Raw genomic sequence first — 24,160 nt, 5'->3', positions numbered from 1 at the left:
CTCCGCGCATGCCGGGTCGGCGGCGATAACCAACTTGCGCCCGCAAGCCTTCGCCACGCATCAGCCGGGCCACCCGGTGCTTGCCGCAGCGCTCGCCCAGATCACGCAAGTCGCGGGCAACCTTGCGGTAGCCGTACACGCTCCCGCTCTCCAGCCAGGACTGCTTGATCAGGCCCAGTACGCGCCGATCGTCCTTGGCCCGTGCCGACAGCNGCGCCCGACGCCAGGCGTAGTAGCCGCTGGGGTGCACGCCCAACACCCGGCACATGCTGCGCACCCGGAACTCCCGTTCGTGGTCGCGCATGAAGGCGTACTTCACCCGGACTGCTTGGCAAAGTACGCCGCGGCTTTTTTTAGAATGTCGCGCTCCTCCGTGACCCGGCGAAGCTCCGACTTGAGCCGGCGCAACTCGTCCGCCTGGTCCGCCGTCGCTGCCCGCTCGGGCCCGGACCGACCGTACTGCTTCCGCCACGTGTAGAGGCTGTGGATCGACACCCCCAGCCGATCGGCCACCTCTGCCACCGAGTGGCCGCGGTCCGTCACCTGCCTGACCGCTTCAACCTTGAACTCTTCCGTGTACCGCTTGCTGCTCATGGACACTCCTGCTGCTGCCGTGGATTATGGCTGCAAGGTGTCTACGAAACACGGGGCGATTCAGACTGGATACTCACGACCAGTTGTTTTCTTCGGGGACTTGGCGGCAATTCCTGCCTAGGACGTAGCAAGAAGAATGCAGCGAACGTGTGGGAGCACTTTGGGCTGCAGAACTACGAGCGGGGCACTGCTCTCGAGGCCACACTCATTGAGTTTGAAGGTCAGCGTGCACATCGGTTCAAGAGCTACATGGATAATGCTGCCTTCGAGCGATTTCTGGAAACGACACTAGGGCCTATTGCGTCGACTAATTAGCAACCATTGGGCCGCATGACGCCTAGATGCGGCCCAGTCTTACTCGGGTTACAGAGCCCCCCCTCCGGGCGAAAAGTTTTGGCGCCCCCCTAGGGCCTGTTAACACTATCGCAACGATTCGACGATCAGTGCGAAGTGGATGAAGGCCGCGAACATGACGTCGAGCTTGTCGAAGCGGCTGAAGATGCGGCGGAACCCTTTCAGACGGCGGAACAGGCGCTCGATTTCGTTGCGGCGCTTGTAGATCTCGGTGTTGTACGCCCATGGCTGGGCCCGCAGCGGATGCGGGGGCACGACCGGATCCAGGCCCAGATCCAGCGCGAGCTGCCGGGTTTCATTGCCCTCGTAGGCGCGATCCATGACCAGATGGCAGCGCGCGGGCAGGGGTGGCAGGGCATGCAGCAGGGCGCGACCGGCTGGGGCATCGCCCGCCTGGCCCGGCGAAAGCGAGAAGGCTAACGCGCAGCGGGAATCCGCGGCAGCCATATGAATTTTGGTGGTCCAGCCTCCGCGGGAGCGGCCGATGGCCTGCGGGCCGTTTTTTTTCGTGCGCCGGTGCCGTCCGGGTGGACCTTGACGATCGTACTGTCCAGGCTGACCGCCTCCAGCCGCACCCGGACCAGCTGTTCGGCCTGCATGCGCTCGAAGACCCGATCCAGGACCCCGGCCTTGGCCCACCGGTTCATCCGCGTGTAGATCGTGTGCCAGTTGCCGAACCGCTTGGGCAGGGCCCGCCACTTGCAGCCATTTTCGGCCACGAACAGGATCGCGTTGAGCACTTGAAGGTTGTCCAGCGACACATTGCCCCGCTGCCGCGGCAGGCAATCCTCGATACGCGCGAATTGCGCAGGCGTAAGTTCCATGCGCAGTATGTTAGCACGTAGTGTTAACAGGCCCTAGTGCGCGATGCCGCCCGTCCGCCCCCCCGGCGAGAGGGGTATGCAAAAAGCCCCGCTTGCGCGGGGCTTCCTCACGTCACCTGGTCCCGGCGTGATCAGACATTCGTCTAACGGCCGCCGGGACGACGCCGCGGAGGTCCCGGATGCGGCTTCGCCTTATCCGGGCTACGCGCGGGACGAGGGCTCAGGCGAACGGATCCTGCAGGATCATGGTGTGTTCGCGGTCCGGGCCGGTGGAGACGATGCTGATCGGGCAGCCGGCCAGTTCCTCCAGCGCGCGCAGGTAGGCGCGGGCGGCGGGCGGCAGGTCGTCCCAGTTGGTGATGCCGTGGGTGTTCTCGCTCCAGCCCGGGAACTCCAGGTAGACCGGGGTGATCTCCTCCCAGCCCTGGGCGTCCAGCGGGGCGTACTCGGTGCGCTTGCCGCGGTACTCGTAGGCGATGCACACCTTCAGCTTCTCCATGCCGTCGAGCACGTCGAGCTTGGTGATGCACAGGCCGGTGATGCCGTTGATGGCCACCGCGCGCTTGAGGGCGACGATGTCCATCCAGCCGCAGCGGCGCGGGCGGCCGGTGGAGGCGCCGTACTCGGCGCCGCGGTCGCGGATGCCCTGGCCGATCTCGTCGTCCAGCTCGGTCGGGAACGGGCCGCCGCCGACGCGGGTGGCGTAGGCCTTGGCGATGCCCAGCACGTAGTCGATGTCCTGCGCGCCCACGCCGGTGCCGGCCAGGGCACCGCCAATGGTGGTGTTGGAGCTGGTGACGTACGGGTAGGTGCCGTGGTCGATGTCCAGCAGCGCGCCTTGGGCGCCCTCGAACAGCACGCGCTTGCCCTGCTTGCGCAGGTCGTGGCAGATGCCGGCCACGTCGGACTTCATCGATTCGACGTACTCGCCGAACTCCAGCGCTTCCTTGTAGGTGGTCTCGAAGTCCACCGGCTCCACGCCCAGGTACTGGGTGAGGACGAAGTTGTGGTAGTCCAGCGCGCTCTTGAGCTTCTCGGCCAGCTGGTCGGGATAGTGCAGGTCGGCGATGCGGATGCCGCGGCGGGCGACCTTGTCCTCGTACGCCGGGCCGATGCCGCGGCCGGTGGTGCCGATGGCCTTGCCGCCGGCGGCCTTCTCGCGCGCCTGGTCCAGGGCGATGTGGTACGGCATGATCAGCGGCGCGGCCGGGCTGATCTTCAGGCGGCTGCGCACCTCCACGCCGGAGGCTTCCAGCTCCTCGATCTCCTTGCGCAGCGCGGCCGGGGAGATCACCACGCCGTTGCCGATCAGGCACAGCGCGTCGTCGCGCAGGATGCCGGACGGGATCAGGTGCAGGACGGTCTTCTTGCCGTTGATGACCAGGGTATGGCCGGCGTTGTGGCCGCCCTGGAAGCGCACGACGGCGCCGATCTCCTCGGTAAGCAGGTCGACGATCTTGCCCTTGCCCTCATCGCCCCACTGGGCACCGAGGACGACGACTGACTGGCCCATGGCCGCAACTCCTTTATCTGGCGGCCATCGGGGCCGCGGGATGGAACCGTGCCGGGGCACCGCCTGGCCGTTCCCCTGCGGGGACGGAACGCCATCGGGGCGTTGCGGACATGCGGCGGTCCAGACACGGAAAAAGCCGGTCGGAGGCATCCACTTGGGAAGCGTGCCCGACCGGCTTTTGCGGATTATCCGGGTTTTGCACCGGCGGGGCCACCGGGAAGGTGAACGGCGCCCTGCCCGCCCCGCCGGGCCTCACTCGGCGGTGAAGACCGGCTGGCCGTCGACCCAGGTGGCGCGGACCTGCAGCGCATCCAGCTCGGCGCCGGGAATGGCCAGCGGATCGCGGTCCAGGACCACGAAGTCGGCGCGCAGGCCCGGGGCCAGGCGGCCGACCCTGGACTCGTCGTGGCCGGCGCGGGCGGCATCCACGGTGAAGCCGCGCAGGGCCTCCAGCGCGCCCAGGCGCTGGCCGGGCAGCCAGCCGCCGGGCGGCTGGCCGTCGCGGTCCTGGCGGGTGACCGCCGCCAGCAGGCCCAGGCGCGGGTCGACCTGTTCCACCGGGAAGTCCGAGCCCAGGGCCAGCGGCACGCCCAGGTCCAGGAAGCGGCGCCAGGCATAGGCGCCGGCCAGGCGTTTCTCGCCCAGGCGGGCGCCGGCCCAGCCCATGTCCGAGGTGGCGTGGGTGGGCTGCATCGAGGCCACCAGGCGCAGCGCGGCAAAGCGCGGGAAGTCCTCCGGCGCCACCACCTGGGCGTGTTCGACCCGCCAGCGGTGGTCGGCGCGGGCGCCCAGCCCGGCAAGGGCCTGCTGGTAGGTGTCCAGCACGATGCGGTTGCCGCGGTCGCCGATGGCGTGGGTGGCCACCTGCAGGCCGCAGTCGCGGGCGCGGATCACCGCCGCGCCGTAGGCGGCCGGGTCGGTGACCAGCAGGCCGCGGTTGCCGGGGGCATCGCTGTAGTCCTGCAGCAGGGCGGCGCCGCGGCTGCCGAGGGCGCCGTCGACGAACAGCTTCACGCCCTTCATCTGCAGGCGGCCGCCAGGGTGCTGGTAGGCGCCGTGTTCGCACAGGTCGGCCAGCGCCTCGCGGTCGCCGTCGGCATAGGCGCTGATGCGCAGCGGCAGGCGGCCCTCGTCGGCGAAGCGGCGCATCAGCGCCAGGTCGGCGCGCGACACGCCCATGTCATGCACGCCGGTCAGGCCGTTGGCCACGGCCAGGGCCAGGGCCTGCTCCAGGGCGCGGGCGCGCCAGGCCTCGTCCGGCGGCGGCATGGCGCGCTCGACCAGGCGCATGGCCCCGTCCACGAACACGCCGGTGGCACGGCCGTGCCCGCGCTCGATGCGGCCGCCCTCGGGCTGCCAGTCGCCGTCGAAGCGGCGCGCGCCTTCGAGCGCCTCGGCCGCGCGCATGGCGGCGGTGTTGGCCCAGGCGGCATGGCCGTCGATGCGCGACAGCCACACCGGGCGATCCGGGAAGGCGGCGTCGAGGTCGGCGGCGGTGGGGAAACGCGCGCCGGGCCACAGGTTCTGGTCCCAGCCCCAGCCGACGATCCAGGCGTCTTCCGGCGCAGTGGCGGCATGGGCCTGCAGGCGCTGCACCACTTCCCCCACGCTGCGCGCGCCGGACAGGTCGGCGCGCAGCAGGGCGTAGCCCAGCTCCATCAGATGGGCGTGGGCATCGATCAGGCCGGGGATGACGGTGGCGTCGCCGGCATCGATATGCCGCGCCTGCGGATAGCGGTGGCGCAGCTCGGCAGCCTCGCCGGTGGCGAGGATGCGTCCGTCCTTGTCCCAGGCGATGGCGGTGGCCTGCGGATGGGCGGCGTCGAGGGTGTGGATGCGGCGCGCGGTTAGCACCGCTTCGGCGGTGGTGCCGGCATAGGACGGCGGCGCGGGTTGCGGTGCGGGAGACTGCGGGGAGGCCAGCGCCATGGCACTGGCGAAGGCGGCAAGCAGCAGCGGGAGGGCGCGGGTCACGCGTCGGTGCATGGCGTCGTCCTGCGGATGGGGATGCCGGGGACTATGCCGGGGGTGGGTGGCGGGGGCAAACGCGGCAATCCGGTGAGCTTGCTTCCGTCGCGACCGCCGCCGTGCGCCGGAACCGCGCCCCCGGCCCTTGTCCGAGGGGGAGTACGTGCGTGGCGGGGCCCCGGATGCGGCCTGTGGCCTCATCCGGCCTACGCAAGCGCCACGCTACGGTCGTTGCGACGGCAAGGCCCCGTCGCGCCGCCGGGGCGGATTCAGTCGACCAGCTCGGCGTCCAGGCTGATCGGCACCGCGGACAGGGCCTTGGAGACCGGGCAGTTCTGCTTGGCGTCGTCGGCGATGGCGCGGAACTGCTTTTCGTCGATGCCGGGAACCTTCGCTTTCAGCTTGAGCCGGATCTGCGACAGCGCCGGACCGCCTTCCAGCGACAGGTCGACCTCGGCGCGGGTGTCCAGCGCGGCCGGCGTGAACCCGGCTTCGCCCAGCTTGGCCGACAGGGCCATGGTGAAGCAGCCGGCGTGCGCGGCGGCGATCAGTTCCTCGGGATTGGTGCCCTTCTCCTCGCCGAAGCGGCTGTTGAAGCCGTAGCGGGTGCCGGCCAGCAGGCCGCTCTGCGGCGTGTCCAGGATGCCCTTGCCGCTCTTGAGGTCGCCTTCCCAGTGCGCGGTGGCGTGGCGCGAGATGCCCATGGCGTTGTTCCTTTCGATCCGTGGAGGGAACGCGCAGCGTAGCGGCCGGTCCGTTAGCGGGCCGTGCGCGGGCCGGCGTGCGTGCTTGTGCGACGCAACGTGCCCGCGCGCGCGCAAGGCGCGATGGTGTGGCTTCCGCCATGACCGCCCGCGGCACGAGCCCGGGCCGTCCTCCATGGATCGGCGCGTGCCGGACTGCCATGACGGCCTCCAATCCCCCCCAGGAGGACGGCACATGCCCTACACCACCCACGACATCCGCAACGTGGCCCTCGCAGGCCACCCCGGCGCCGGCAAAACAACCCTTTTCGAAGCCCTGCTGCATGCCGGCGGCGTCCTCGCTACGGCAGGCAGCGTCGAACGCGGCAACACCGTGTCCGACTCCGATCCACTGGAAAAGCAGCGCGGCCACTCGCTGGACATCGCCATCGCCAGCATCGACCTGGCCAACGGCGACGGCCGTGCCCACCTCAACTTCATCGACACGCCCGGCTATCCGGACTTCCGTGGTCCGGCGCTGTCGGCGCTCTCGGCGGTGGAGACCGCGCTGGTGGTGGTCGACGCGGACACCGGCGTGGAGCACGGCACCCTGCGGCTGATGGAGCGCGCGCGCGAGCGCGGCCTGTGCCGGGCGATCGTGGTCAACAAGATCGACCACGAGCACGCCGACTGCGGCCGGGTGCTGATGCAGCTGCGCGAGACCTTCGGCCCGGAAGTGCTGCCGCTGAACCTGCCGGCGGACTGGGGCCGGCGCGTGGTCGACTGCTTCGACGCCGGCGCCGGCGACTCCGACCTGGGGCCGGTATCCGAGTGGCACCAGCGCATCCTCGACCAGGTGGTGGAGGTCGATCCGGAGGCGATGGACCGCTACCTGGAGAACGGCGAGGCCGGGCTCGCGCCGGGCGAGCTGCACGACGCCTTCGAAAAGGCGCTGCGCGAGGGGCACCTGGTCCCGGTGTGCTTCGTCTCCGCGCGCAGCGGCGTGGGCGTGCGCGAGCTGCTGCAGCTGGTGGCGCGGCTGTTCCCCGATCCCACCGAGGCCAACCCGCCGCCGCTGGTGGCCGGCGATGGCGGCGGCCAGCGCCCGGTGCCGGTGCACCCGGACGCCGACGGCCACGTGATCGCCGACGTCTTCAAGGTGGTCAACGACCCTTTCGTGGGCAAGCTGGGCGTGTTCCGCGTCTACCAGGGCACGGTCAGGCGCGACACCCAGCTGTTCGTGGACGACGGGCGCAAGCCGTTCCGCGTGGGCCATCTGTTCGCGCTGCGCGGGCGCGAGCACGTGGAGATCGAGCAGGCCATCGCCGGCGACATCGCCGCGGTGGGCAAGATCGAGGAAGTGCATTTCGACGCGGTGCTGCACGACAGCCACGACGAGGACGGCGTGCACCTGGCGCCGGTGTCCTTCCCCAAGCCGATGTTCGGGCTGGCGGTGCAGGCCACCAGCCGCGGCCAGGAGCAGAAGCTGTCGCAGGCGCTGCGCAAGCTGGCCGAGGAAGACCCGGCCTTCGTGGTCGAGCACAACGTCGAGGTCAACGAGACGGTGATCCGCGGCCTGTCGGAGCTGCACCTGCGGGTGATGCTGGAGAGGCTGAAGGAGCGCTTCGGCCTGGAGGTGGTCACGCGCCCCCCGCGCATCGCCTATCGCGAGACCATCTCGGTGCCGGCCGAGGGCCATCACCGCCACAAGAAGCAGACCGGCGGCGCCGGCCAGTTCGCCGAGGTCTTCCTGCGGGTGGAACCGCTGGAGCGCGGCGCGGGGTTCGAGTTCGTGGACGAGGTCAAGGGCGGCACCATCCCCGGGCAGTTCATCCCCGCGGTGGAGAAAGGCGTGCGCCAGGCGCTGCAGGGCGGCGCGATCAGCGGCCATCCGGTGCAGGACGTGCGCGTGGTGGTGTACGACGGCCGCCACCATCCGGTGGACAGCAAGGAGATCGCCTTCGTCACCGCCGGGCGCAAGGCCTTCCTCGATGCGGTGGCCAAGGCCAGGCCGCTGGTCCTGGAGCCGGTGGTGGCGCTGGAGGTGTCGGTGCCCGAGGCGCAGGTGGGCGACGTCACCGGCGCGCTGGCCACCCGCCGCGCGCGCATCGTCGGCACCGACAGCGGCGACGGCCTGCGCGCGGAGAGCATCGTCCGCGCCCAGGTGCCGCAGGCCGAGCTGGAGGGGTTTGCCGCCGAGCTGAAGTCGCTGACCGCCGGCAAGGGCCGCTATGCGCTGGACTTCAGCCACTACGAGCCGGTGCCGCCCAACGTGCAGCAGAAGCTGGTGGAGGGGTGGAAGCCGAAGCCGGAGGAGGATTGAGGGCCCGCATGCTTGCGTGGCCCGGACAAGGAAGGGGTGAACCGGGATGCGCTTCGCTTGCCCGGGCTACGCAAAGCCTTTGCAGGCCGGCGTGGGGAAGATCAGGCCGTGCGGCGTGCCACCGGAGCGCGGGAGACCAGCAGCACGCCTCCCAGCACCAGCACCGTGCCGGCCACCTGCCAGGCGCCCATCGGCTCGTCCAGCAGCAGCAGGCTCAGCACGATGGTCGAGACCGGGCCGAGCATGCCGATCTGCGAGGCATGGCCGGAGCCGACCCGGGAGATCCCCAGCATCACCAGCAGCACCGGCGCCACCGTGCACAGCGTGCCGTTGGCCAGCGACAGCCAGTACACCTCGGCCGGCAGGTCCAGCGCCGACAGTGGCCGCAGCAGCAGGAACTGGCCGATGCACAGCAGGCAGGCCACCGAGCTGCACAGCGCGGTCAGCCGCACCGCGCCGACCTTGCCCACCAGTTCGCCGCTGCCGGCCAGGTACAGCGCATAGGTCAGCGCGCTACCGAACACCAGCACGCCACCCAGCACGATGCCCTCGCCGCCGGCCACCAGGTCGTGGCCGAAGGCCAGGGCCACGCCGGCGTAGCTCACCGCCAGCGCGATCCACTGCAGCCGCCCCGGGCGGCGGCCGAACGCCAGCCAGCCGATCAGCAGGACCAGGGTCGGGGTGAGGTACAGGATCAGCCGCTCCAGGGTGGCGGTGATGTAGGCCAGTCCGGCGAAGTCCAGGAAGCTGGCCAGGTAATAGCCCAGCGACCCCAGCACCAGGATCCTCAGGTAGTGGCCGCGGTGCAGCGTGGTCCGTGCGCTCCGGGTCGCCCATGCGCCCATCAGCAGGAAGAACGGGAACGCCACCAGCATGCGCAGCGCCAGCAGGGTGACCGCGTCGGCGCCATGGCGGTAGCCGAGCTTGACGATGATCGCCTTGCCCGAGAACAGGACGGCGCCCAGCGCGGCATACAGCAGGCCCCAGCGCTGCCGCGCGCGGGCCTTGCGTGCGTCGTCCCCGCCCGCGGTGGCGGCCGCAGGCCGGGCTGGCGCCGGTTCCTCCGCGCCCTCGCCGGCCGCAGCGGCCAGGGCCGGGCCGCGTCCGCTCATGCCAGCACCGCCTGCAGCAGCGCGCGCAGCACCTGTTGCAGCGCCTCGGCGCGCACAGGGTCGTAGGCGAAGCTGTCCTCGTCCATGTAGGTGCGCTGGGCCAGTTCCAGCTGCACCGCCTGCACGCCGGTCTCCGGAGCGGCGTAGTGGCGGGTGATGTAGCCGCCCTTGAAGCGGCCGTCGACCACGTGGCTGTACTGCGGATGTGCGGCCAGCACTTCTTCCAGGCGCTGGCGCAGGGCCGGGGAACAGCTGTGGCCTCCGGCGGTGCCGAGGTTGAGGTCCGGCAGCGCGCCTTCGAACAGGTACGGCAGGCGGCCGCGGATCGAATGCCCTTCCCACAGCACCACCCGGCCATGCTGGCCGCGGATGCGCTGCAGCTCGGCGTCGAGGTTGTCGTGGTACGGGCGCCAGTACGCCTCCAGCCGGCGGGCGATCTCGGCCTGGTCCGGCTCGGCGCCGGGCTGGTACACCGGTTCGCCGCTGAACTGCACCGTGGGGCACAGGCCGGTGGTGTTCTGGCCGGGATACAGCGAGGCGTCGTCCGGCGGGCGGTTGAGGTCGATCACGTAGCGCGAGTAGCGCGGGCGGATGATCGAGGCGCCCAGCTCGCGGGCAAAGGCGTACAGGCGCGAGACGTGCCAGTCGGTATCCGGCACGCGGCGGGCGCTGTCGGTCAGGCGCGCGGCGATGTCGGCGGGAAGTTCGCTGCCGTCGTGCGGCAGGCTGATCAGCAGCGGCGCGTCGCCCTGGTGCAGGTGGAAGATGTCGTCCATGCGCCGATTGTAGGCGCGTGCGCGCACCGTCAGAGCAGCACCAGCTCCTCGGCCGAGGTCGGGTGGATCGCCACCACCTGGTGCAGCCGGGCGCGGGTGACGCCCAGCTTCAGCGCCACCGCGAAGCCCTGCAGGATCTCGTCCACCGCCTCGCCCAGCAGGTGGATGCCCACCACCCGCTCCTCTTCGCCCACGCACACGAGCTTGAACAGGCTGCGCTGCGGCGAGTCGGCCAGCGCGGTCAGCATCGGCCGGAAGTTGCTGGCATGCACCCGCACCGCATCGCCGTAGCGCTCGCGCGCCTGTTCCTCGGTCAGGCCCACGGTGGCCAGCGGCGGATGCGAGAACACCACGGTGGGCACGTCGGCATAGTCCAGCTTCGCGTCGGCCTGGCCGCCGAACAGCCGCGCCATCAGCCGGCGCGCGGCGGCGATCGCCACCGGGGTCAGGGCCAGCCTGCCGGTGACGTCGCCCACGGCGTGCACGCCCTCCAGCGAGGTGTCCTGCCATTGGTCGACCACCACCTCGCCGTGCCCGCCCAGCTCCACCCCGGCTTCCTCCAGGCCGAGGCCGGCGGTATTGGGCCGGCGCCCGGTGGCGAACAGCACGCGGTCGAACACCTCCGCCACCACGCCCTGTTCCTGGCCCTTGTGCACCACGCGCACCCCGCCCCCGGTCGCGTGCAGCGCGCTGACCGGCGCCTCCAGGTGCAGGCGCACGCCGCGCGCCTGCATGTTGGCCTGCAGCGTGGCCACCACTTCCGCGTCCATGCCCGACAGCAGGCGCGGGCCGCGCGCGAACACCTCGACCCGGCTGCCCAGTGCCTGCAGCACCCCGGCCAGTTCCACCGCGATGTAGCCGCCGCCGACCAGGGCCACGTGCGCGGGGGGCTGCGACAGCTCGAAGAAATCGTCCGACACCCCGGCCAGTTCCGCGCCGGGGATGTCCGGGCGCAGCGGATGCGCGCCGGTGGCCAGCAGCACGCGCCCGGCACGCAGGCGCACGCCGGTGTCGGTGTCCACGGTGTGTGCGTCGCGCAGGCGGCCGCGGCAGGGCATCAACGCGATGCCGGCCGCGTCCAGGCGGCGGCGGTAGCTGGCGTGGATGCCGGCGATGTAGCGCTGGCGGTGGGCGATGAAGGCCGGCCAGTCCAGCGCCGGCGGCGACTGCGGCAGGTCGAAGCCGAGGTCGGCGGCCAGGGCCATGCGCTCGGCCAGCCCGGCCGCCAGCCACATCGCCTTCTTCGGCACGCAGCCGGCATTGACGCAGGTGCCGCCCAGTTCGCCCGGCTCCAGTAGCGCCACCCGCGCCCCGTGCGCGGCGGCGGCGAACGCGCCGGCCAGCCCACCGGAGCCTCCACCGATCACCACCAGGTCGAACCCGGCCTGCGGGCGGTGGACGGCGGTCTGGCTCATGGCTCCTCCTCTACTGGAAGCGTTCGACCCGGTAGGGCGCGGGATCGATCGCGGGCGTGCGGCCGGTGACCAGGTCGGCCACCAGCTGGCCGCTGGCCGCGCTCATGCTGATGCCCAGCATGCCGTGCCCGGCCGCGATCCAGACGTGAGGATGGCCGGGAGCGCGGCCCAGCGCCGGCAGGTCGTCGTACGTCATCGGCCGCCAGCCGTACCACTTCTCCAGCGCCGCCCCGGCCGGCGGCGGCTGGCGCAGGTATTCGCGCGCGGCGCGTTCCAGCGCGCCCAGGCGCACCGGATTGAGGCTGGTGTCCTGGCCGGAGAACTCCATCGTGCTGCCCAGGCGGAAGCCGTCCGCCCAGGGGGTGACGAACACCTGGCGGTCCTTGAGCACCAGCGGGCGCCGTGGCGCGCCGGCCTGCGGGCCGTAGGTGATCGAGTAGCCCTTGCCGGGCTGGATCGGCAGGCGCACGCCCAGCGGGCGCAGCAGCCGCGGGGTCCAGGCCGCCATCGCCACCACCACCTCGCGGCCGCGGCGGCGGCTGCCGTCCTCCAGCACGACGCTGGCGCCGCTGGCATCGGGCAGCAGCGCGCGCACCGGCGCCTGCTCCTCGATCAGCCCGCCGCGCTCGCGGATCGCGCGCGCCAGGCCGGCGGTGTAGCGGTCCGGGCGCAGGTGGGCGTCGTCGGGGAAGTGGATCGCGCCGACCAGGCCTTCGCGCAGCGCGGGCTCGCGGCGCTGGTACTCCGCGCCGTCGATGACCTCGGTGGCGATGCCCAGCTCGGCCAGCGGGCCGCACTCGGCCACGTACTCGTCGAAGTTGCGCCGGTCGCGGAACACGTAGTCCAGGCCGGAGGCGGTGAACTGGCAATCCAGGCCGTAGCGCTCGATCCACTGCGCCAGGCGCGCGCGCGAGTCGCGCAGGATCGCGGCGCGGCCACGCGCGCTTTGCATCCAGTCGCGCTGGTTGCAGCGGCGGGCGAAGTGCAGCAGCCAGCGCCACAGCTCCGGGTCCAGGCGCGGCTTGAGGTACAGCGGGGCATCGGGGCTGAGCATCCAGCGCAGCGCGCGCCAGGGCACGCCGGGCGCGGCCAGCGGCGGCGCATGGCTGGGGGTGACGGTGCCGCAGTTGCCGTGCGAAGTGGCGCCGCCGACGCGGCCCGCCTCCAGGACCCGCACCCCGCGACCGGCCTCCAGCAGCGACAGCGCGGTGGCCAGGCCGATGGCTCCGCCACCGAGGATGAGGACGTCGTCGGGGTTGTTCACCCGCGCAAGTCTACGCCGGCGCGCCGCGCCTGCGGCGCGTCGTTGCCGCCGCAACCGCCGCTAGAACGGCTTGCCGATCTCCAGGAACAGCACCGCCTCGCCGCCCTCGCGGCGGCCGTAGCCGAACAGCATCGGCCCCATCGCCGAGTCGAAGCCCAGGTACAGGCTGCCGTTCCAGATGCCGTCGCCCAGGCGCATGTCGCCGCGGCGTTCCCAGGCGTTGCCGTACTCCAGCGTGGCCCCGGCCACCGCCGAGCGGCGGAAGAACGAGGCCAGCTGGTAGCTGTAGCCGGCCATCAGCACCGCATAGTGTTCGCCGGCCAGCTCGTTGTAGTGGAAGCCGGCCAGGCGCCCGCGTCCGCCCAGGCGGTGGCGCAGGTGCAGCGGCAGTTCGCCGGACAGGGTGGCGTGGTACGCCAGCGAACCCTGCACCGCGTGGCGGCCGAACGGCATCGCCGCCAGCACGTCCAGCCCGGCCTCCTGGAAGCGGGCGTCGCCGCCCAGCCAGCCGGCGCTGCGGCGGTAGGTCAGGCGCGACCAGTGGCCCTCGCGCGGGAAGTACAGGCTGTCCAGGCGGTCCACCGCCAGCTGCGCGTACCAGCTGCCGGCATCCACGTCCACGTCCGGCAGCGCCGGGTCGCCCACTTCCACCTGCGCCTCGCCGACGCTGCGCTCCACGCCCACCTCGGCGGCGCCGTAGCGGCCGAAGGTGCGGCCCAGGCTCAGCAGGGCGCTGGCGACCTTGGCCTCGTAGCTGGCCAGGCGGTTGCCGCGCCCGAACACCGGCACCGTGGTCCGGCGCGCGCCGGCGCGGCCGTACAGGTACCAGCGCGCCTGCGGGTCGAACGGGTGGTAGTACTCGCCCTGCAGTTCCGGGTCGCTGCCCACCCCCACCAGGGCGCGCGCCTCGGCGCCGTAGGCGGTGGCCGGCGAGCGCAGCACGGCCAGGCGCAGGCTGGTCTCGTTGGTGCCGCTGAAGTCGGTGACGGTGCGGAAGCCGGCCTGCAGGTAGTTCGGGCCCTGCGGCTTCTCCCGCGCGCGCACCACCACCCCGGTGAGGCCGTCGGCATTGCGCTCGACCTCGTAGGTGACGCTGGCGAAGGTGCCCTCGTTGTACGCGCGCAGGGTCGCGCGCTCGAGGTGGTCGGCGTCCAGTGCCTGGCCGGTGGGGACGTCGAGGATCGCCGCCAGCACCTGGTCGTCGTAGCGGCTGCCGTTCTCCAGGCGCACGTAGTCGATCCGCGCCGGGGCCTCGGCCTCCGGCACTGCCGGCGGCGCGGCCTGCCAGCGCGGCAGCGCGGCCAGCTGCGCGGCCGCCGCCTCGGCGGCCTCGCGGCCGATGCGCAGGGCCTCGGCGGCCTTGGCGAAGTCGCCGGTGGCCACGTCCTCGCCCAGCCCGGGCACCACCAGCACGTCGCCCTCGCGCAGGCGCGAGGTCGAGTCGCGGGTATTGCCCACGGTCAGCATGCCGGTCAGCTGCGAGACCACCTGCAGCACGCTGGCATCGCTGTCCAGCTCCATCAGCGGGGTGCCCACGTCCACCGCCACCACCACGTCGGCACCCATGCGCCGCACGGTGTCGATCGGCACCTGCTCGGCGATGCCGCCGTCGATCAGCACACGGCCATCGATCCGCACCGGCTGGAAGATGCCCGGCAGCGACATCGAGGCGCGCATGGCCTGGGCCAGGCTGCCGGCGCCCAGTTCCACCGGCTGCCCGGTGTTGAGGTCGGTGGCCACCGCGCGGAACGGGATCGGCAGCCGGTTGAAGTCGCGCACCGCGGCCACGTGCAGGGTCTTGCGCTGGAACAGGGAGAGGATGCGCTCGCCCTGCAGCACCCCCGGCGCCAGCCGCACCCCGCGCGCGCCCACGCCCAGGCCCAGGGTGGCCAGGCCTTCGCGGTCGTCCTGCTTGCGCCGGTAGCTGCGCTCGCGGCGCGGGATGGAGTCGTCGAACAGCTGCTTCCAGTCCGCTTCAAGGACCAGCTGTTCCATCTCCTCCAGCGGCACCCCGGCCGCGTACAGGCCGCCGACCAGCGAGCCCATGCTGGTGCCGGCGATGCAGTCCACCGGCACGCCCAGTTCCTCCAGCTTGCGCAGCACGCCCAGGTGGGCCACGCCGCGCGCGCCGCCGCCGCCCAGGGCCAGGCCCACGCGCGGGCGCGAGGTGTCGCCATCGCGCTGCGGGCAGGACGTGCCGGGCGCGGCCACAGGCGCCGCAGGGTCGGGCGCGCCGGCGGCGGCCGCGGTGCCCGCCAGCGCCATGCATGCGGCCAGCAGCCAGCCTGCGGCCGCGCCGCGTTGGACGATCCTGCCCTTGCGCCGGCCCGCGGCCGCGACCTTGTCCATGACCCGCTCCTGGTGAGTGGCGCGAGGTTAGCGGCAGGCGCGTGCGCGCGGAAGCAATGCCGCCGTGGCCGGCCCCGGGCCGGGACGACGGCGGAGGATGGGGACGGCGGGTCAGGCGCGCCCGGCCGCGGGCTGCGCGCGCAGGCGCATCGGCTGCGGGCGCAGGTAGGTGGCCGAGCGCCACAGCCACTCCATCGGCCCGAAGCGGAAACGCGCCAGCCAGACGTGGCTGAGGAGCACCTGCAGCACGAACAGCACCAGCGCGAACACCGCCTGCCAGGCGCGCGGCATCTGCCCGAAGTAGCCCAGGCCGTAGTTGTAGAACACCAGGGTGCAGACCACCGACTGCAGCAGGTAGTTGGTCAGCGCCATGCGCCCGGCCGGGGCCAGCCAGCGCGCGAGGCCGGCGCCGGCGCGGCTGCGGAACAGGGCCACCAGCCAGCCCACGTAGCCCATGCACATCAGTCCGCCAGCCAGCAGGCCCAGGGCCTGGGCCAGGCCGATGCGCGCGTTGAACTGGCCGAAGCTCGCCCCGGGGGTGATCGCCATCGACCCCGCCATGACCGCCACGCCCAGCGGCATCAGCCCCCAGCGCAGCAGGGCGAACAGCCGCGGGAAGCGCTCCGGGGCGGCCAGCGCGCCGCTGCGCGCGAGCGCCGCGCCGACCAGGAACATGCCCAGCACCAGCCCACCGATGATGGGCAGGCCGGACAGGTTGACCGCCACCTCCGTGGCGCGCACCGCCACCGCCTCGCCCCAGCTGCCGTGGGCGTAGACCTCGCTGGCGCGGGCGACCAGCTCCACCATCGGCGCCATCTGCTTGTCGATGGCGGCCTGCATGGCCGGGCCGGAGACGGCCAGGGCCAGCGCATACAGCAGCACCATGCCCGGGCCGACCAGGAACAGCAGCACGCCCGGCAGCGCCAGCCACAGCGGCGGCGCGTTGCGCACCAGCAGCAGCGGCATGCCCAGCAGGGCGTAGGCCAGCAGGATGTCGCCGGACCAGACCAGCACGCCGTGGGCCAGGCCGATGCACAGCAGCACCCCCATGCGCCGCAGGTACAGGCCGGCGAACCCACGCCCGGCCTCCTCGGCGCGCTGCGACATGACCATGAAGCCCATGCCGAACAGCAGCGAGAACAGGGTGAAGAACTTGCCCTGGACGAAGAAATAGACCAGCGCGTCCACCACCCGGTCGGCGCCGGCCAGGCTCGGGTCCAGGCCGCTGCCGGATGCCAGCACCGGGCCGTTGAAGCCCTCCATGTTCATCAGCAGGATGCCCAGCAGCGCGGTGCCACGCAGCGCATCGAGGGTCGGGTTGCGCTCGCCGGGGGCGAGTGGACGCAGGTCGGTTGCGGTCACGTGGGACTCCATTCCATGGATCGGAGGCGGCGATGATCGCCGATCCCGCCCGTCCGGTCTGCCCCCGCCGGGGCCCGCCGCACCTGCGGTCCGCGCCGCGGGCCCGGCGTCAAGCCTTGTTGGCCCCCTGCCCCCCCCGGTACCCTGACCGCCGCATGTCCGGCTTCGTCCACCTCCACGTCCACACCGAGTACTCGCTTGCGGACTCGATCATCCGCGTGCCCGAGAAACCGGACCAGGCGGACCCGGCCAAGGCCAAGCGGCCGAACCTGCTGAGCCGCGCGGTGGAACTGGGGCTGCCCGCCCTGGCCGTCACCGACCTCAACAACCTGTTCGCCCTGATCAAGTTCTACAAGGCCTGCGAGGCGGTCGGGATCAAGCCGGTGGCCGGCGCCGACCTGATGGTGGCCACCGCCCCCGGGGAGGCCCCGTGGCGGCTGACCGCGCTGGTTCGCGACCACGGCGGCTACCTCAACCTGTCCAAGCTGCTCACCAGGGCCTGGATGGAAGGCCACCGCCCCGAGGGCGGCGTTGCCGTGCGCCCGGACTGGCTGCGCGAATGCGGCCAGGGCCTGATCCTGCTGGCCGGGCGCGAGAGCCTGGCCGGCCGCCTGGCGCTGGAGAACCGCCACGACCTGGCCCAGCAGCAGCTGGCCGACTGGCAGCGCGACTTCGACGGCAACCTGTGCCTGGAGCTGACCCGCACCGGGCGCGACGGCGAGGAGGCGTTCAACAGCTTCGCCCTGCACGCCTCGGCGGCGCGCGGGATCCCGGTGGTGGCGTCCAACGACGTGCGCTTCCTCGACCGCGCCGGCTTCGACGCGCACGAGGCGCGCGTGTGCATCGCTTCCGGCCGGGTGCTGGACGATCCCAAGCGCCCGCGCGAGTACAGCCCCGAGCAGTACCTGAAGTCGCCGGAGGAGATGGCCGCGCTGTTCGCCGACATCCCCGACGCGATCAGCAACACCGTGGAGCTGGCGCGGCGCTGCAACCTCGAACTGACCCTGGGCAAGTACGCGCTGCCGGCCTACCCGGTGCCGGACGACGAGACCCTGGACAGCTGGATCCGCAAGCAGGCCTACGAAGGCCTGGAGGAGCGCCTGGCGAAGAACCCGCTGGCGCCGGGCAAGACCCGCGAGGACTACTTCAAGCGGCTGGACTTCGAGCTGGACACCATCATCAAGATGGGGTTCCCCGGCTACTTCCTGATCGTTGCCGACTTCATCCAGTGGGGCAAGAACCAGGGCATCCCGATCGGCCCGGGGCGTGGTTCGGGCGCCGGCTCGCTGGTGGCCTGGGCGCTGAAGATCACCGACCTCGATCCGCTGCCCTACAACCTGCTGTTCGAGCGCTTCCTCAACCCGGAACGCGTGTCGATGCCCGACTTCGACATCGACTTCTGCATGGACCGGCGCGACGAGGTGATCGACTACGTCGCCCGCAAGTACGGGCGCGAGCGGGTCAGCCAGATCATCACCTACGGCACCATGGCGGCCAAGGCCGTGGTGCGCGACGCCGGCCGCGTGCTGGGCTTCCCGTACGGCTTCGTCGACGGCGTGGCCAAGCTGATCCCCAACATCCTCGGCATCTCCCTCAAGGACGCGATGGGCGAAGGCAAGGACGAGGAAATGGCCTCGCCCGAGCTGATCCAGCGCTACCAGTCCGAGGAGGAAGTGCGCGACCTGATCGACCTGGCGCGCCAGCTGGAGGACCTGACCCGCAACGCCGGCAAGCACGCCGGCGGCGTGGTGATCGCGCCGGCCCCGCTGTACACCTTCTGCCCGCTGTTCGCCGAACACGACCACGACGGCCTGGGCAAGAACCCGGTCACCCAGTTCGACAAGAACGACGTGGAGGAAGTGGGCCTGGTGAAGTTCGACTTCCTGGGCCTGCGCACGCTGACGATCATCGACTGGGCGGTGAAGGCCATCAACCGCCGCCACGAGCGCGCCGGCATCCCGCCGCTGGACATCGCCGCGCTGCCGCTGGACGACGAGGCCACCTACAAGGACATCTTCGCCAGCGGCAACACCGGCGCGGTGTTCCAGTTCGAATCCTCGGGCATGCGCCGCCTGCTGAAGGACGCGCGCCCGGACCGCTTCGAGGACCTGATCGCGCTGGTGTCGCTGTACCGCCCGGGCCCGATGGACCTGATCCCGGACTTCAACGCGCGCAAGCACGGCCAGCAGGAGATCGTCTACCCCGACCCGCGCACCGAGGCCATCCTCAAGGACACCTACGGCATCATGGTGTACCAGGAGCAGGTCATGCAGATGGCGCAGATCGTCGGCGGCTACTCGCTCGGCGGCGCCGACCTGCTGCGCCGCGCGATGGGCAAGAAGATCCCGGCGGAGATGGCCAAGCACCGCGAGATGTTCCGCGAGGGTGCGGCCAAGGGCGGCGTCGACGAGAAGAAGGCCGACGAGATCTTCGACCTGATGGAGAAGTTCGCCGGCTATGGCTTCAACAAGTCGCACGCCGCCGCGTACGCGCTGGTCTCCTACCAGACCGCCTGGCTCAAGCGGCACTACCCGGCCGAGTTCATGGCCGCGACCATGTCCTCGGACATGGACAACACCGACAAGGTGGTCGGCTTCCTGGCCGAGGCGCGCAACCTCGGCCTGACCATCCTGCCGCCGACGGTCAACGACTCGCCGTACATGTTCGAGGCGGTGAGCGCCGACACCATCCGCTACGGCCTTGGCGCGATCAAGGGCGTGGGCCGCGGCCTGTGCGAGGCGATCGTGGCCGAGCGCGAGGCGGGCGGCGAGTACCGCGACCTGCTCGACTTCTGCCGCCGGGTGGACTCGGCCAAGCTCAACCGCCGCGCGCTGGAGGCGATGATCAACGCCGGCGCGCTGGACGCACTGGGCCGCAACCGCGCCACCCTGATGCTGCAGCTGCCGGAAGTGCTCAAGGCCACCGACCAGATGGCCAGGGAAGCCGCCGCCGGCCAGACCTCGCTGTTCGGCCTGCCCTCGGCCGACGCCGGCCCGGCGCTGCAGCTGGACCTGCCCGAATGCGCCGAGTGGCCGCTGCGGCAGAAGCTGGACGGCGAACGCGAGACCCTCGGCCACTACCTCAGCGGCCACCCGTTCGACCCCTACCGCGAGGACGTGCGCGCCCTGGTCGGCAACGACCTGGGCGACCTGGACAAACTGTGGGCCGCCGGCACCAGCGGCGCCAACGAGAAGCGCAGCTGGCGCCCGGAGGTGCAGGTGGTGGTGGCCGGCATGGTCGTGGGCCTGCGCCGCAAGGGCGACAGCCAGGTGTTCGTGCAGCTGGAGGACGGCCGCGGCCGGCTGGAGTGCGGCGTGTTCGCCGAGGCCGCCGCGGAGATGGCCAGCCTGCTGGTGCGCGACCGCGTGCTGGTCGTGCAGGGCGGCCTGCGCGAGGACGAGTTCAACGGCGGCTGGAGCCTGCGCCTGAAGCAGGCCTGGGACTTCGAGCAGCTGTGCGCCAACCACGCCCAGCGCCTGGCCCTGCGCCTGGACCTGCGCGACCCGCGCGCCTGGAACCGGGTCGACGAGGTGCTGGCCCGCCACCGCCCCGGCCCCACCCCGCTGCGCCTGCACGTGCAGGTCGGCGGCAAGGGCCAGGGCGCCACCGGCGTGCTCGACCTCAACGGTGGCAACTCGGTGCGGGTGGCGCCACCGCTGCTGGACGCGCTGCGCGGCCTGCCGGTGGTGCGCGCGGTCAAGGTCGCCATCGGCCGGCCCTGGGTCAACTGAGCCTCAGCCGGCGTCGTACGGCGCCATCAGTTCCACCATCCAGTCGATGAAGGCACGCAGGCGCGCCCCGACCTGCGGTCGCGGACGCCAGGCCAGCGACAGCGGCATCGGCGCCAGCCGCCAGTCCGCGAACAGCTCCACCAGCTCGCCGCGCGCCACATGCGCGTCGGCCATGTAGCGCGGCATCCAGGCCACGCCCAGCCCGGCCAGGACCGCGGCCTGGTAGGCATTCCCGTCGTCCACGGCCAGCCGCGGCCGGGCGCGCACCTGCACCTGCTCGGTGCCGCGGCGCAGGACCGGCTGCAGCGGGCGGCCGCTGCTGGCCCACAGGAAGCCCACGCTACGGTGCGCGGCGCCTTCCAGCTCGCCCGGATGCGCCGGGGTGCCATGCCTTTCCAGATAGGCCGGAGCGGCGTACACGCCCAGCGCCAGCCGCGCCAGGCGGCGTGCCACCAGCGAGCCGTCGGCCAGCTCGCCACCACGGACCACGCAGTCGACATTGGCGCCCATCAGGTCCACCACGCGGTCGCTGGCACCCAGCACCAGCTCTATCTCCGGATAGCGCGCGTGGAACGCCGGCAGCGCCGGCACCACCACCAGCCGCGCCAGCGGGCTCGGCATGTCCACCCGCAGGCGTCCGCGGGCGGCGGCGGCCTGGCCCGGCAGTCCGGTCTCGGCGTCGTCCAGGTCGGCGAGCAGGCGCAGCGCGCGCTCGAGGAAGGCGCTGCCGTCGGCGGTCAGGCTCACCCGCCGGGTGGTGCGGTCCAGCAGCCGCACCCGCAGCCGTGCCTCCAGCTGCTGCACCAGCTGGGTCACGGTGGCCCGGGCCAGGCCCAGGTCGGTCGCCGCGCGGGTGAAGCTGCCGGTTTCGGCAACCCGGACGAAGGCCTGCATCGCGTCGAAACGGTCCATGGGCCCGTCAGGTGGCGTGGATTGTTTGGATTTTACAAACAGTCTGGCCGGGGCTGCGCGGTATATCCGCCGGGGCCGGCTTCCTACAGTGACCGCGGGCCATCCATCCCGGACGGCCACCGATGGAGCAACGACGATGGCAACCCGCGTGGCGGTATTCCCCGAAGGACGGCAGGACCTGTACACACGCAACCGCTACTCGGCGGCGGTACGCGCCGGCGACCTGCTGTTCGTGTCCGGGCAGGTGGGCAGCCGCGAGGACGGCTCGCCGGAGCCGGACCTGGAACGGCAGGTGCGACGCGCCTTCGCCAACCTGGAGGCGGTGCTGGCCGCGGCCGGCTGCAGCTTCGAGGACGTGGTCGACGTGACCGTGTTCATGGTCGACGCCGAGCGCGACTTCGAGCGCGCCTGGCAGGTCGCCGCCGAGTACTGGGGCGGGCCGCCCTATCCGGCCCTCACCGGCATCGGCGTGGAGTGGCTGTACGGCTTCCGTTTCGAGATCAAGGCGGTGGCGCGGATGCCACAGGCGGCCTGAGCCCCATACCGTACGGTCCGGTCCAATCACGTGTGTTCGGCTACACTCCCCGCCTTCCTGTACTACCCGGCACGCCGGACAACGGATGAATCCGAACTACCTCGATTTCGAGCAGCCCATCGCGGACCTGGAGGCCAAGATCCAGGAACTGCGCAATGCCAGCACCGGCCCGGCGGTGAACGTCGACGCCGAGGTCAAGGCGCTGCAGGACAAGCTCCGGCTCCGCACCGCGCAGATCTTCCGCGACCTGACCCCGTGGCAGGTCTCGCAGATGGCCCGCCACCCCCAGCGCCCCTACACCCTGGACTACGTGCAGATCATCTGCGACGAGTTCCAGGAGCTGGCCGGCGACCGCGCCTTCGCCGACGACAAGGCCATCGTCGGCGGCCTGGCCCGGATCGACGGCCGCGCGGTGGTCGTGATCGGCCACCAGAAGGGCCGCGACACCAAAGAGAAGATCCGCCGCAACTTCGGCATGCCCAAGCCCGAGGGCTACCGCAAGGCGCTGCGCCTGATGAAGCTGGCCGAGCGCTTCGGCCTGCCGGTGCTGACCTTCATCGACACCCCCGGCGCCTGGCCGGGCATCGACGCCGAGGAGCGCGGCCAGTCCGAGGCCATCGCCCGCAACCTGCTGGAGATGGCCGAACTGAAGGTCCCGGTGGTGTGCACCGTGATCGGCGAAGGCGGCTCCGGCGGCGCCCTGGCCATCGGCGTGGGCGACTGCACGATCATGCTCGAGTACAGCACCTACTCGGTGATCTCGCCCGAAGGCTGCGCCTCGATCCTGTGGAAGGACGCGGCCAAGGCCAAGGATGCGGCCGAGCAGCTGGGCCTGACCGCGCGCCGCCTGCACAGCCTGGGCCTGGTCGACAAGGTGGTGCGCGAGCCCACCGGCGGCGCCCACCGCAACCCGCGGCAGATGGCGCGCCGGCTGAAGGCGGTGCTGCTCAACCAGCTGGACGAACTGGAGAAGCTGCCGCTCGAGCAGCTGGTGCAGCGCCGCTACCAGCGCCTGCACGGCTACGGCGCCTACGAGGCGGCCTGAGCCACGGCGGCGGCCCGGCCCGGGCCGCCGCGTACGATAGCGGCCATGCCCGACCGCCTGCCGCTGCCCGACCTGCCGCCGGAATGCGACGGCCCGCTGCTGGCGGGCTTCAGCGGCGGGCTGGACTCCACCGTGCTGCTGCACCGCCTGGCCGCGGAGCCGGCGCTCCGCGCCCGTGGCCTGCGCGCCGTGCACGTGCACCACGGCCTGCAACCGCAGGCCGATGCCTGGGCCGCGCATTGCCTGGAGGTGGCCGCGGCGCTGGGCGTGCCCTGCGAGGTGCGCCGGGTGGCGCCGGCGCTGGACGCCGGACTGGGCCTGGAAGCGGCCGCGCGCGAGGCGCGCTACGCCGCCCTGGCCGCGGCCCTGCCGCGCGGCGGCGTGCTGGCCACCGCCCACCACCAGGACGACCAGGCCGAGACCTTCCTGCTGCGCGCCCTGCGCGCCTCCGGTCCGGAGGGCCTGGGCGCGATGCGCCCGCTGCGCCGGTTCGGCGGGGGCTGGCACTGGCGGCCGCTGCTGCAGCTGCCGCGCCAGGCGCTGGAGGCCTATGCCCGCGCCCACGGCCTGGGCTGGATCGACGACCCCAGCAATGCGCTGGCCGAGGCCGAGCGCAATTTCCTGCGCCTGGAAGTGTTGCCGCTGCTGCGCCGGCGCTGGCCGCACGCGGCCGCGGCCCTGGCCCGCAGCGCCACGCTGAGCGCCCAGGCCGACGCCCTGCTCCGGGCCGACGACGCGGCCCTGCTGGACCAGCTTGCCGGCGACGACGGCCAGGTGCTGCCGGTGGAACCGCTGCAGGCCCTGCCCGCCGCGCGCCGCGCGCGCCTGCTGCGGGCGTGGATCCGCGGTCTGGGCCTGCCGCCGCTGCCGGCGCGCGGGGTGGAACGGATCGAGCGCGAGCTGCTGCCGGCACGGCCCGACGCCGGGGCACGCTTCGCCTGGTCGGGCGCGCGCGTGCTGCGCTGGCGCGGGCTACTGCATGCCGATGTGGAGCGCGCGCCGCTGCCCGCCCACTGGCAGGCCGGGTGGGACGGCCGCGCGCCACTGGAACTGCCGGACGGGGGCCGCCTGTGGCTGGCCGATGCCACCGGGCAGCCGGCGCAGGCCGCGTTCGCGGCGCCGTTGCTGGCGCGCGCGCGCCGCGGCGGCGAGCGCATCCGCCTGCGCGGCCGCGCGCATTCGCACGCGCTCAAGCACCTGCTGCAGGAACGTGGCGTGCCGCCGTGGCGGCGCACGCAGCTGCCGCTGCTGTGCGATGCCGGCGGCAGCGTGCTGGCGGCCGCCGACATCGTCCTGGCCGCCCCGCTGGAGCAGTGGCTGGAAGCGCACGCCCTGGTCCTGCGCTGGCAGCCGCCGCGCGCGCCGCGTTGACCCCTTCCGCCCCACCGCGCACACTTGCC

At 72.2% G+C, this 24,160-nt stretch carries 16 protein-coding genes and 1 pseudogene; 5 read left to right on the top strand and 12 right to left on the bottom strand.

Annotated elements, in window-relative coordinates; translation table 11 throughout:
* The 5 genes and pseudogenes from PSEJ31_RS17265 to PSEJ31_RS0111925 all read right to left on the bottom strand — a co-directional run.
* Positions 1 to 594, bottom strand: a pseudogene (locus PSEJ31_RS17265) (IS3 family transposase); the annotation flags it as partial.
* Positions 595 to 1,014: 420 nt separating this feature from the next.
* Positions 1,015 to 1,772, bottom strand: a protein-coding gene (locus PSEJ31_RS16575; RefSeq protein WP_096144997.1) for an IS5 family transposase whose coding sequence is annotated in 2 segments (ribosomal slippage) — positions 1,015 to 1,457 and positions 1,457 to 1,772 — 759 coding nt in all. Because the reading frame shifts where the segments join, the coding sequence is not laid out codon by codon here.
* Between the two features lie 220 nt (positions 1,773 to 1,992).
* Positions 1,993 to 3,285 (bottom strand): adenylosuccinate synthase, encoded by a 1,293-nt coding sequence (locus PSEJ31_RS0111935; RefSeq protein ID WP_028915578.1) that lies wholly within the window; start codon positions 3,283 to 3,285, stop codon positions 1,993 to 1,995.
* Between the two features lie 252 nt (positions 3,286 to 3,537).
* Entirely contained in the window at positions 3,538 to 5,271 is a 1,734-nt protein-coding gene (locus tag PSEJ31_RS0111930) for an amidohydrolase (RefSeq protein WP_019397599.1), read from the bottom strand.
* Between the two features lie 251 nt (positions 5,272 to 5,522).
* Positions 5,523 to 5,957: an OsmC family protein gene (locus tag PSEJ31_RS0111925; protein WP_028915577.1), complete on the bottom strand. Its 435-nt coding sequence runs from the start codon at positions 5,955 to 5,957 to the stop codon at positions 5,523 to 5,525.
* Positions 5,958 to 6,192: 235 nt separating this feature from the next.
* Between PSEJ31_RS0111925 and fusA the strand changes: the two genes are divergently transcribed.
* Positions 6,193 to 8,259 carry an elongation factor G gene (gene fusA / locus PSEJ31_RS0111920; protein ID WP_028915576.1) on the top strand — a complete coding sequence of 689 codons (2,067 nt, stop codon included), beginning with the start codon at positions 6,193 to 6,195 and terminating at the stop codon, positions 8,257 to 8,259.
* 101 nt (positions 8,260 to 8,360) lie between these two features.
* On the opposite strand, the gene PSEJ31_RS0111915 is transcribed toward fusA, so the two are convergent.
* The 6 genes from PSEJ31_RS0111915 to PSEJ31_RS0111890 form a co-directional block, all read right to left on the bottom strand.
* Complete coding sequence (locus PSEJ31_RS0111915; protein WP_013535869.1) at positions 8,361 to 9,371, bottom strand: DMT family transporter; 1,011 nt, start codon at positions 9,369 to 9,371, stop codon at positions 8,361 to 8,363.
* The gene (gene hutG, locus PSEJ31_RS0111910) at positions 9,368 to 10,147 is read right to left on the bottom strand and encodes an N-formylglutamate deformylase (RefSeq protein WP_028915575.1); all 780 of its coding nucleotides are present in this window, start codon (positions 10,145 to 10,147) and stop codon (positions 9,368 to 9,370) included. The genes PSEJ31_RS0111915 and hutG overlap by 4 nt, the downstream gene beginning before the upstream one ends.
* A gap of 29 nt (positions 10,148 to 10,176) precedes the next feature.
* Complete coding sequence (gene gorA / locus PSEJ31_RS0111905; RefSeq protein ID WP_019397779.1) at positions 10,177 to 11,562, bottom strand: glutathione-disulfide reductase; 1,386 nt, start codon at positions 11,560 to 11,562, stop codon at positions 10,177 to 10,179.
* A gap of 10 nt (positions 11,563 to 11,572) precedes the next feature.
* A complete protein-coding gene (locus PSEJ31_RS0111900) occupies positions 11,573 to 12,826 on the bottom strand; it encodes an FAD-dependent oxidoreductase (RefSeq protein WP_028915574.1) in 1,254 nt (417 codons plus the stop codon).
* Between the two features lie 60 nt (positions 12,827 to 12,886).
* Entirely contained in the window at positions 12,887 to 15,175 is a 2,289-nt protein-coding gene (locus PSEJ31_RS0111895) for a patatin-like phospholipase family protein (protein WP_028915573.1), read from the bottom strand.
* A gap of 111 nt (positions 15,176 to 15,286) precedes the next feature.
* On the bottom strand, positions 15,287 to 16,537 hold the full coding sequence (locus tag PSEJ31_RS0111890) for a DUF418 domain-containing protein (RefSeq protein ID WP_028915572.1): 1,251 nt from the start codon (positions 16,535 to 16,537) through the stop codon (positions 15,287 to 15,289).
* Between the two features lie 155 nt (positions 16,538 to 16,692).
* Here PSEJ31_RS0111890 and dnaE point away from each other — a divergent pair, with 155 nt between their 5' ends.
* Positions 16,693 to 20,268 (top strand): DNA polymerase III subunit alpha, encoded by a 3,576-nt coding sequence (dnaE, locus tag PSEJ31_RS0111885; protein ID WP_028915571.1) that lies wholly within the window; start codon positions 16,693 to 16,695, stop codon positions 20,266 to 20,268.
* 3 nt (positions 20,269 to 20,271) lie between these two features.
* Here the strand turns inward: dnaE and PSEJ31_RS0111880 are convergent, their stop codons facing one another.
* Positions 20,272 to 21,180 carry a LysR family transcriptional regulator gene (locus tag PSEJ31_RS0111880; RefSeq protein ID WP_028915570.1) on the bottom strand — a complete coding sequence of 303 codons (909 nt, stop codon included), beginning with the start codon at positions 21,178 to 21,180 and terminating at the stop codon, positions 20,272 to 20,274.
* A gap of 136 nt (positions 21,181 to 21,316) precedes the next feature.
* Between PSEJ31_RS0111880 and PSEJ31_RS0111875 the strand changes: the two genes are divergently transcribed.
* The 3 genes from PSEJ31_RS0111875 to tilS all read left to right on the top strand — a co-directional run bounded on the left by PSEJ31_RS0111875 (position 21,317) and on the right by tilS (position 24,131).
* Positions 21,317 to 21,715 (top strand): RidA family protein, encoded by a 399-nt coding sequence (locus tag PSEJ31_RS0111875; protein ID WP_019397773.1) that lies wholly within the window; start codon positions 21,317 to 21,319, stop codon positions 21,713 to 21,715.
* Between the two features lie 85 nt (positions 21,716 to 21,800).
* On the top strand, positions 21,801 to 22,760 hold the full coding sequence (locus PSEJ31_RS0111870; protein ID WP_028915569.1) for an acetyl-CoA carboxylase carboxyltransferase subunit alpha: 960 nt from the start codon (positions 21,801 to 21,803) through the stop codon (positions 22,758 to 22,760).
* Positions 22,761 to 22,805: 45 nt separating this feature from the next.
* The gene (tilS, locus tag PSEJ31_RS0111865; RefSeq protein WP_028915568.1) at positions 22,806 to 24,131 is read left to right on the top strand and encodes a tRNA lysidine(34) synthetase TilS; all 1,326 of its coding nucleotides are present in this window, start codon (positions 22,806 to 22,808) and stop codon (positions 24,129 to 24,131) included.
* The last annotated feature ends 29 nt before the right edge of the window (positions 24,132 to 24,160 follow it).

The sequence above is a fragment of the Pseudoxanthomonas sp. J31 genome (assembly GCF_000510725.1).
Taxonomy (GTDB): Bacteria; Pseudomonadota; Gammaproteobacteria; order Xanthomonadales; family Xanthomonadaceae; genus Pseudoxanthomonas.
Note: the sequence above shows the minus strand (reverse complement) of the source record. Positions and strands in the feature narration are given on the sequence as shown.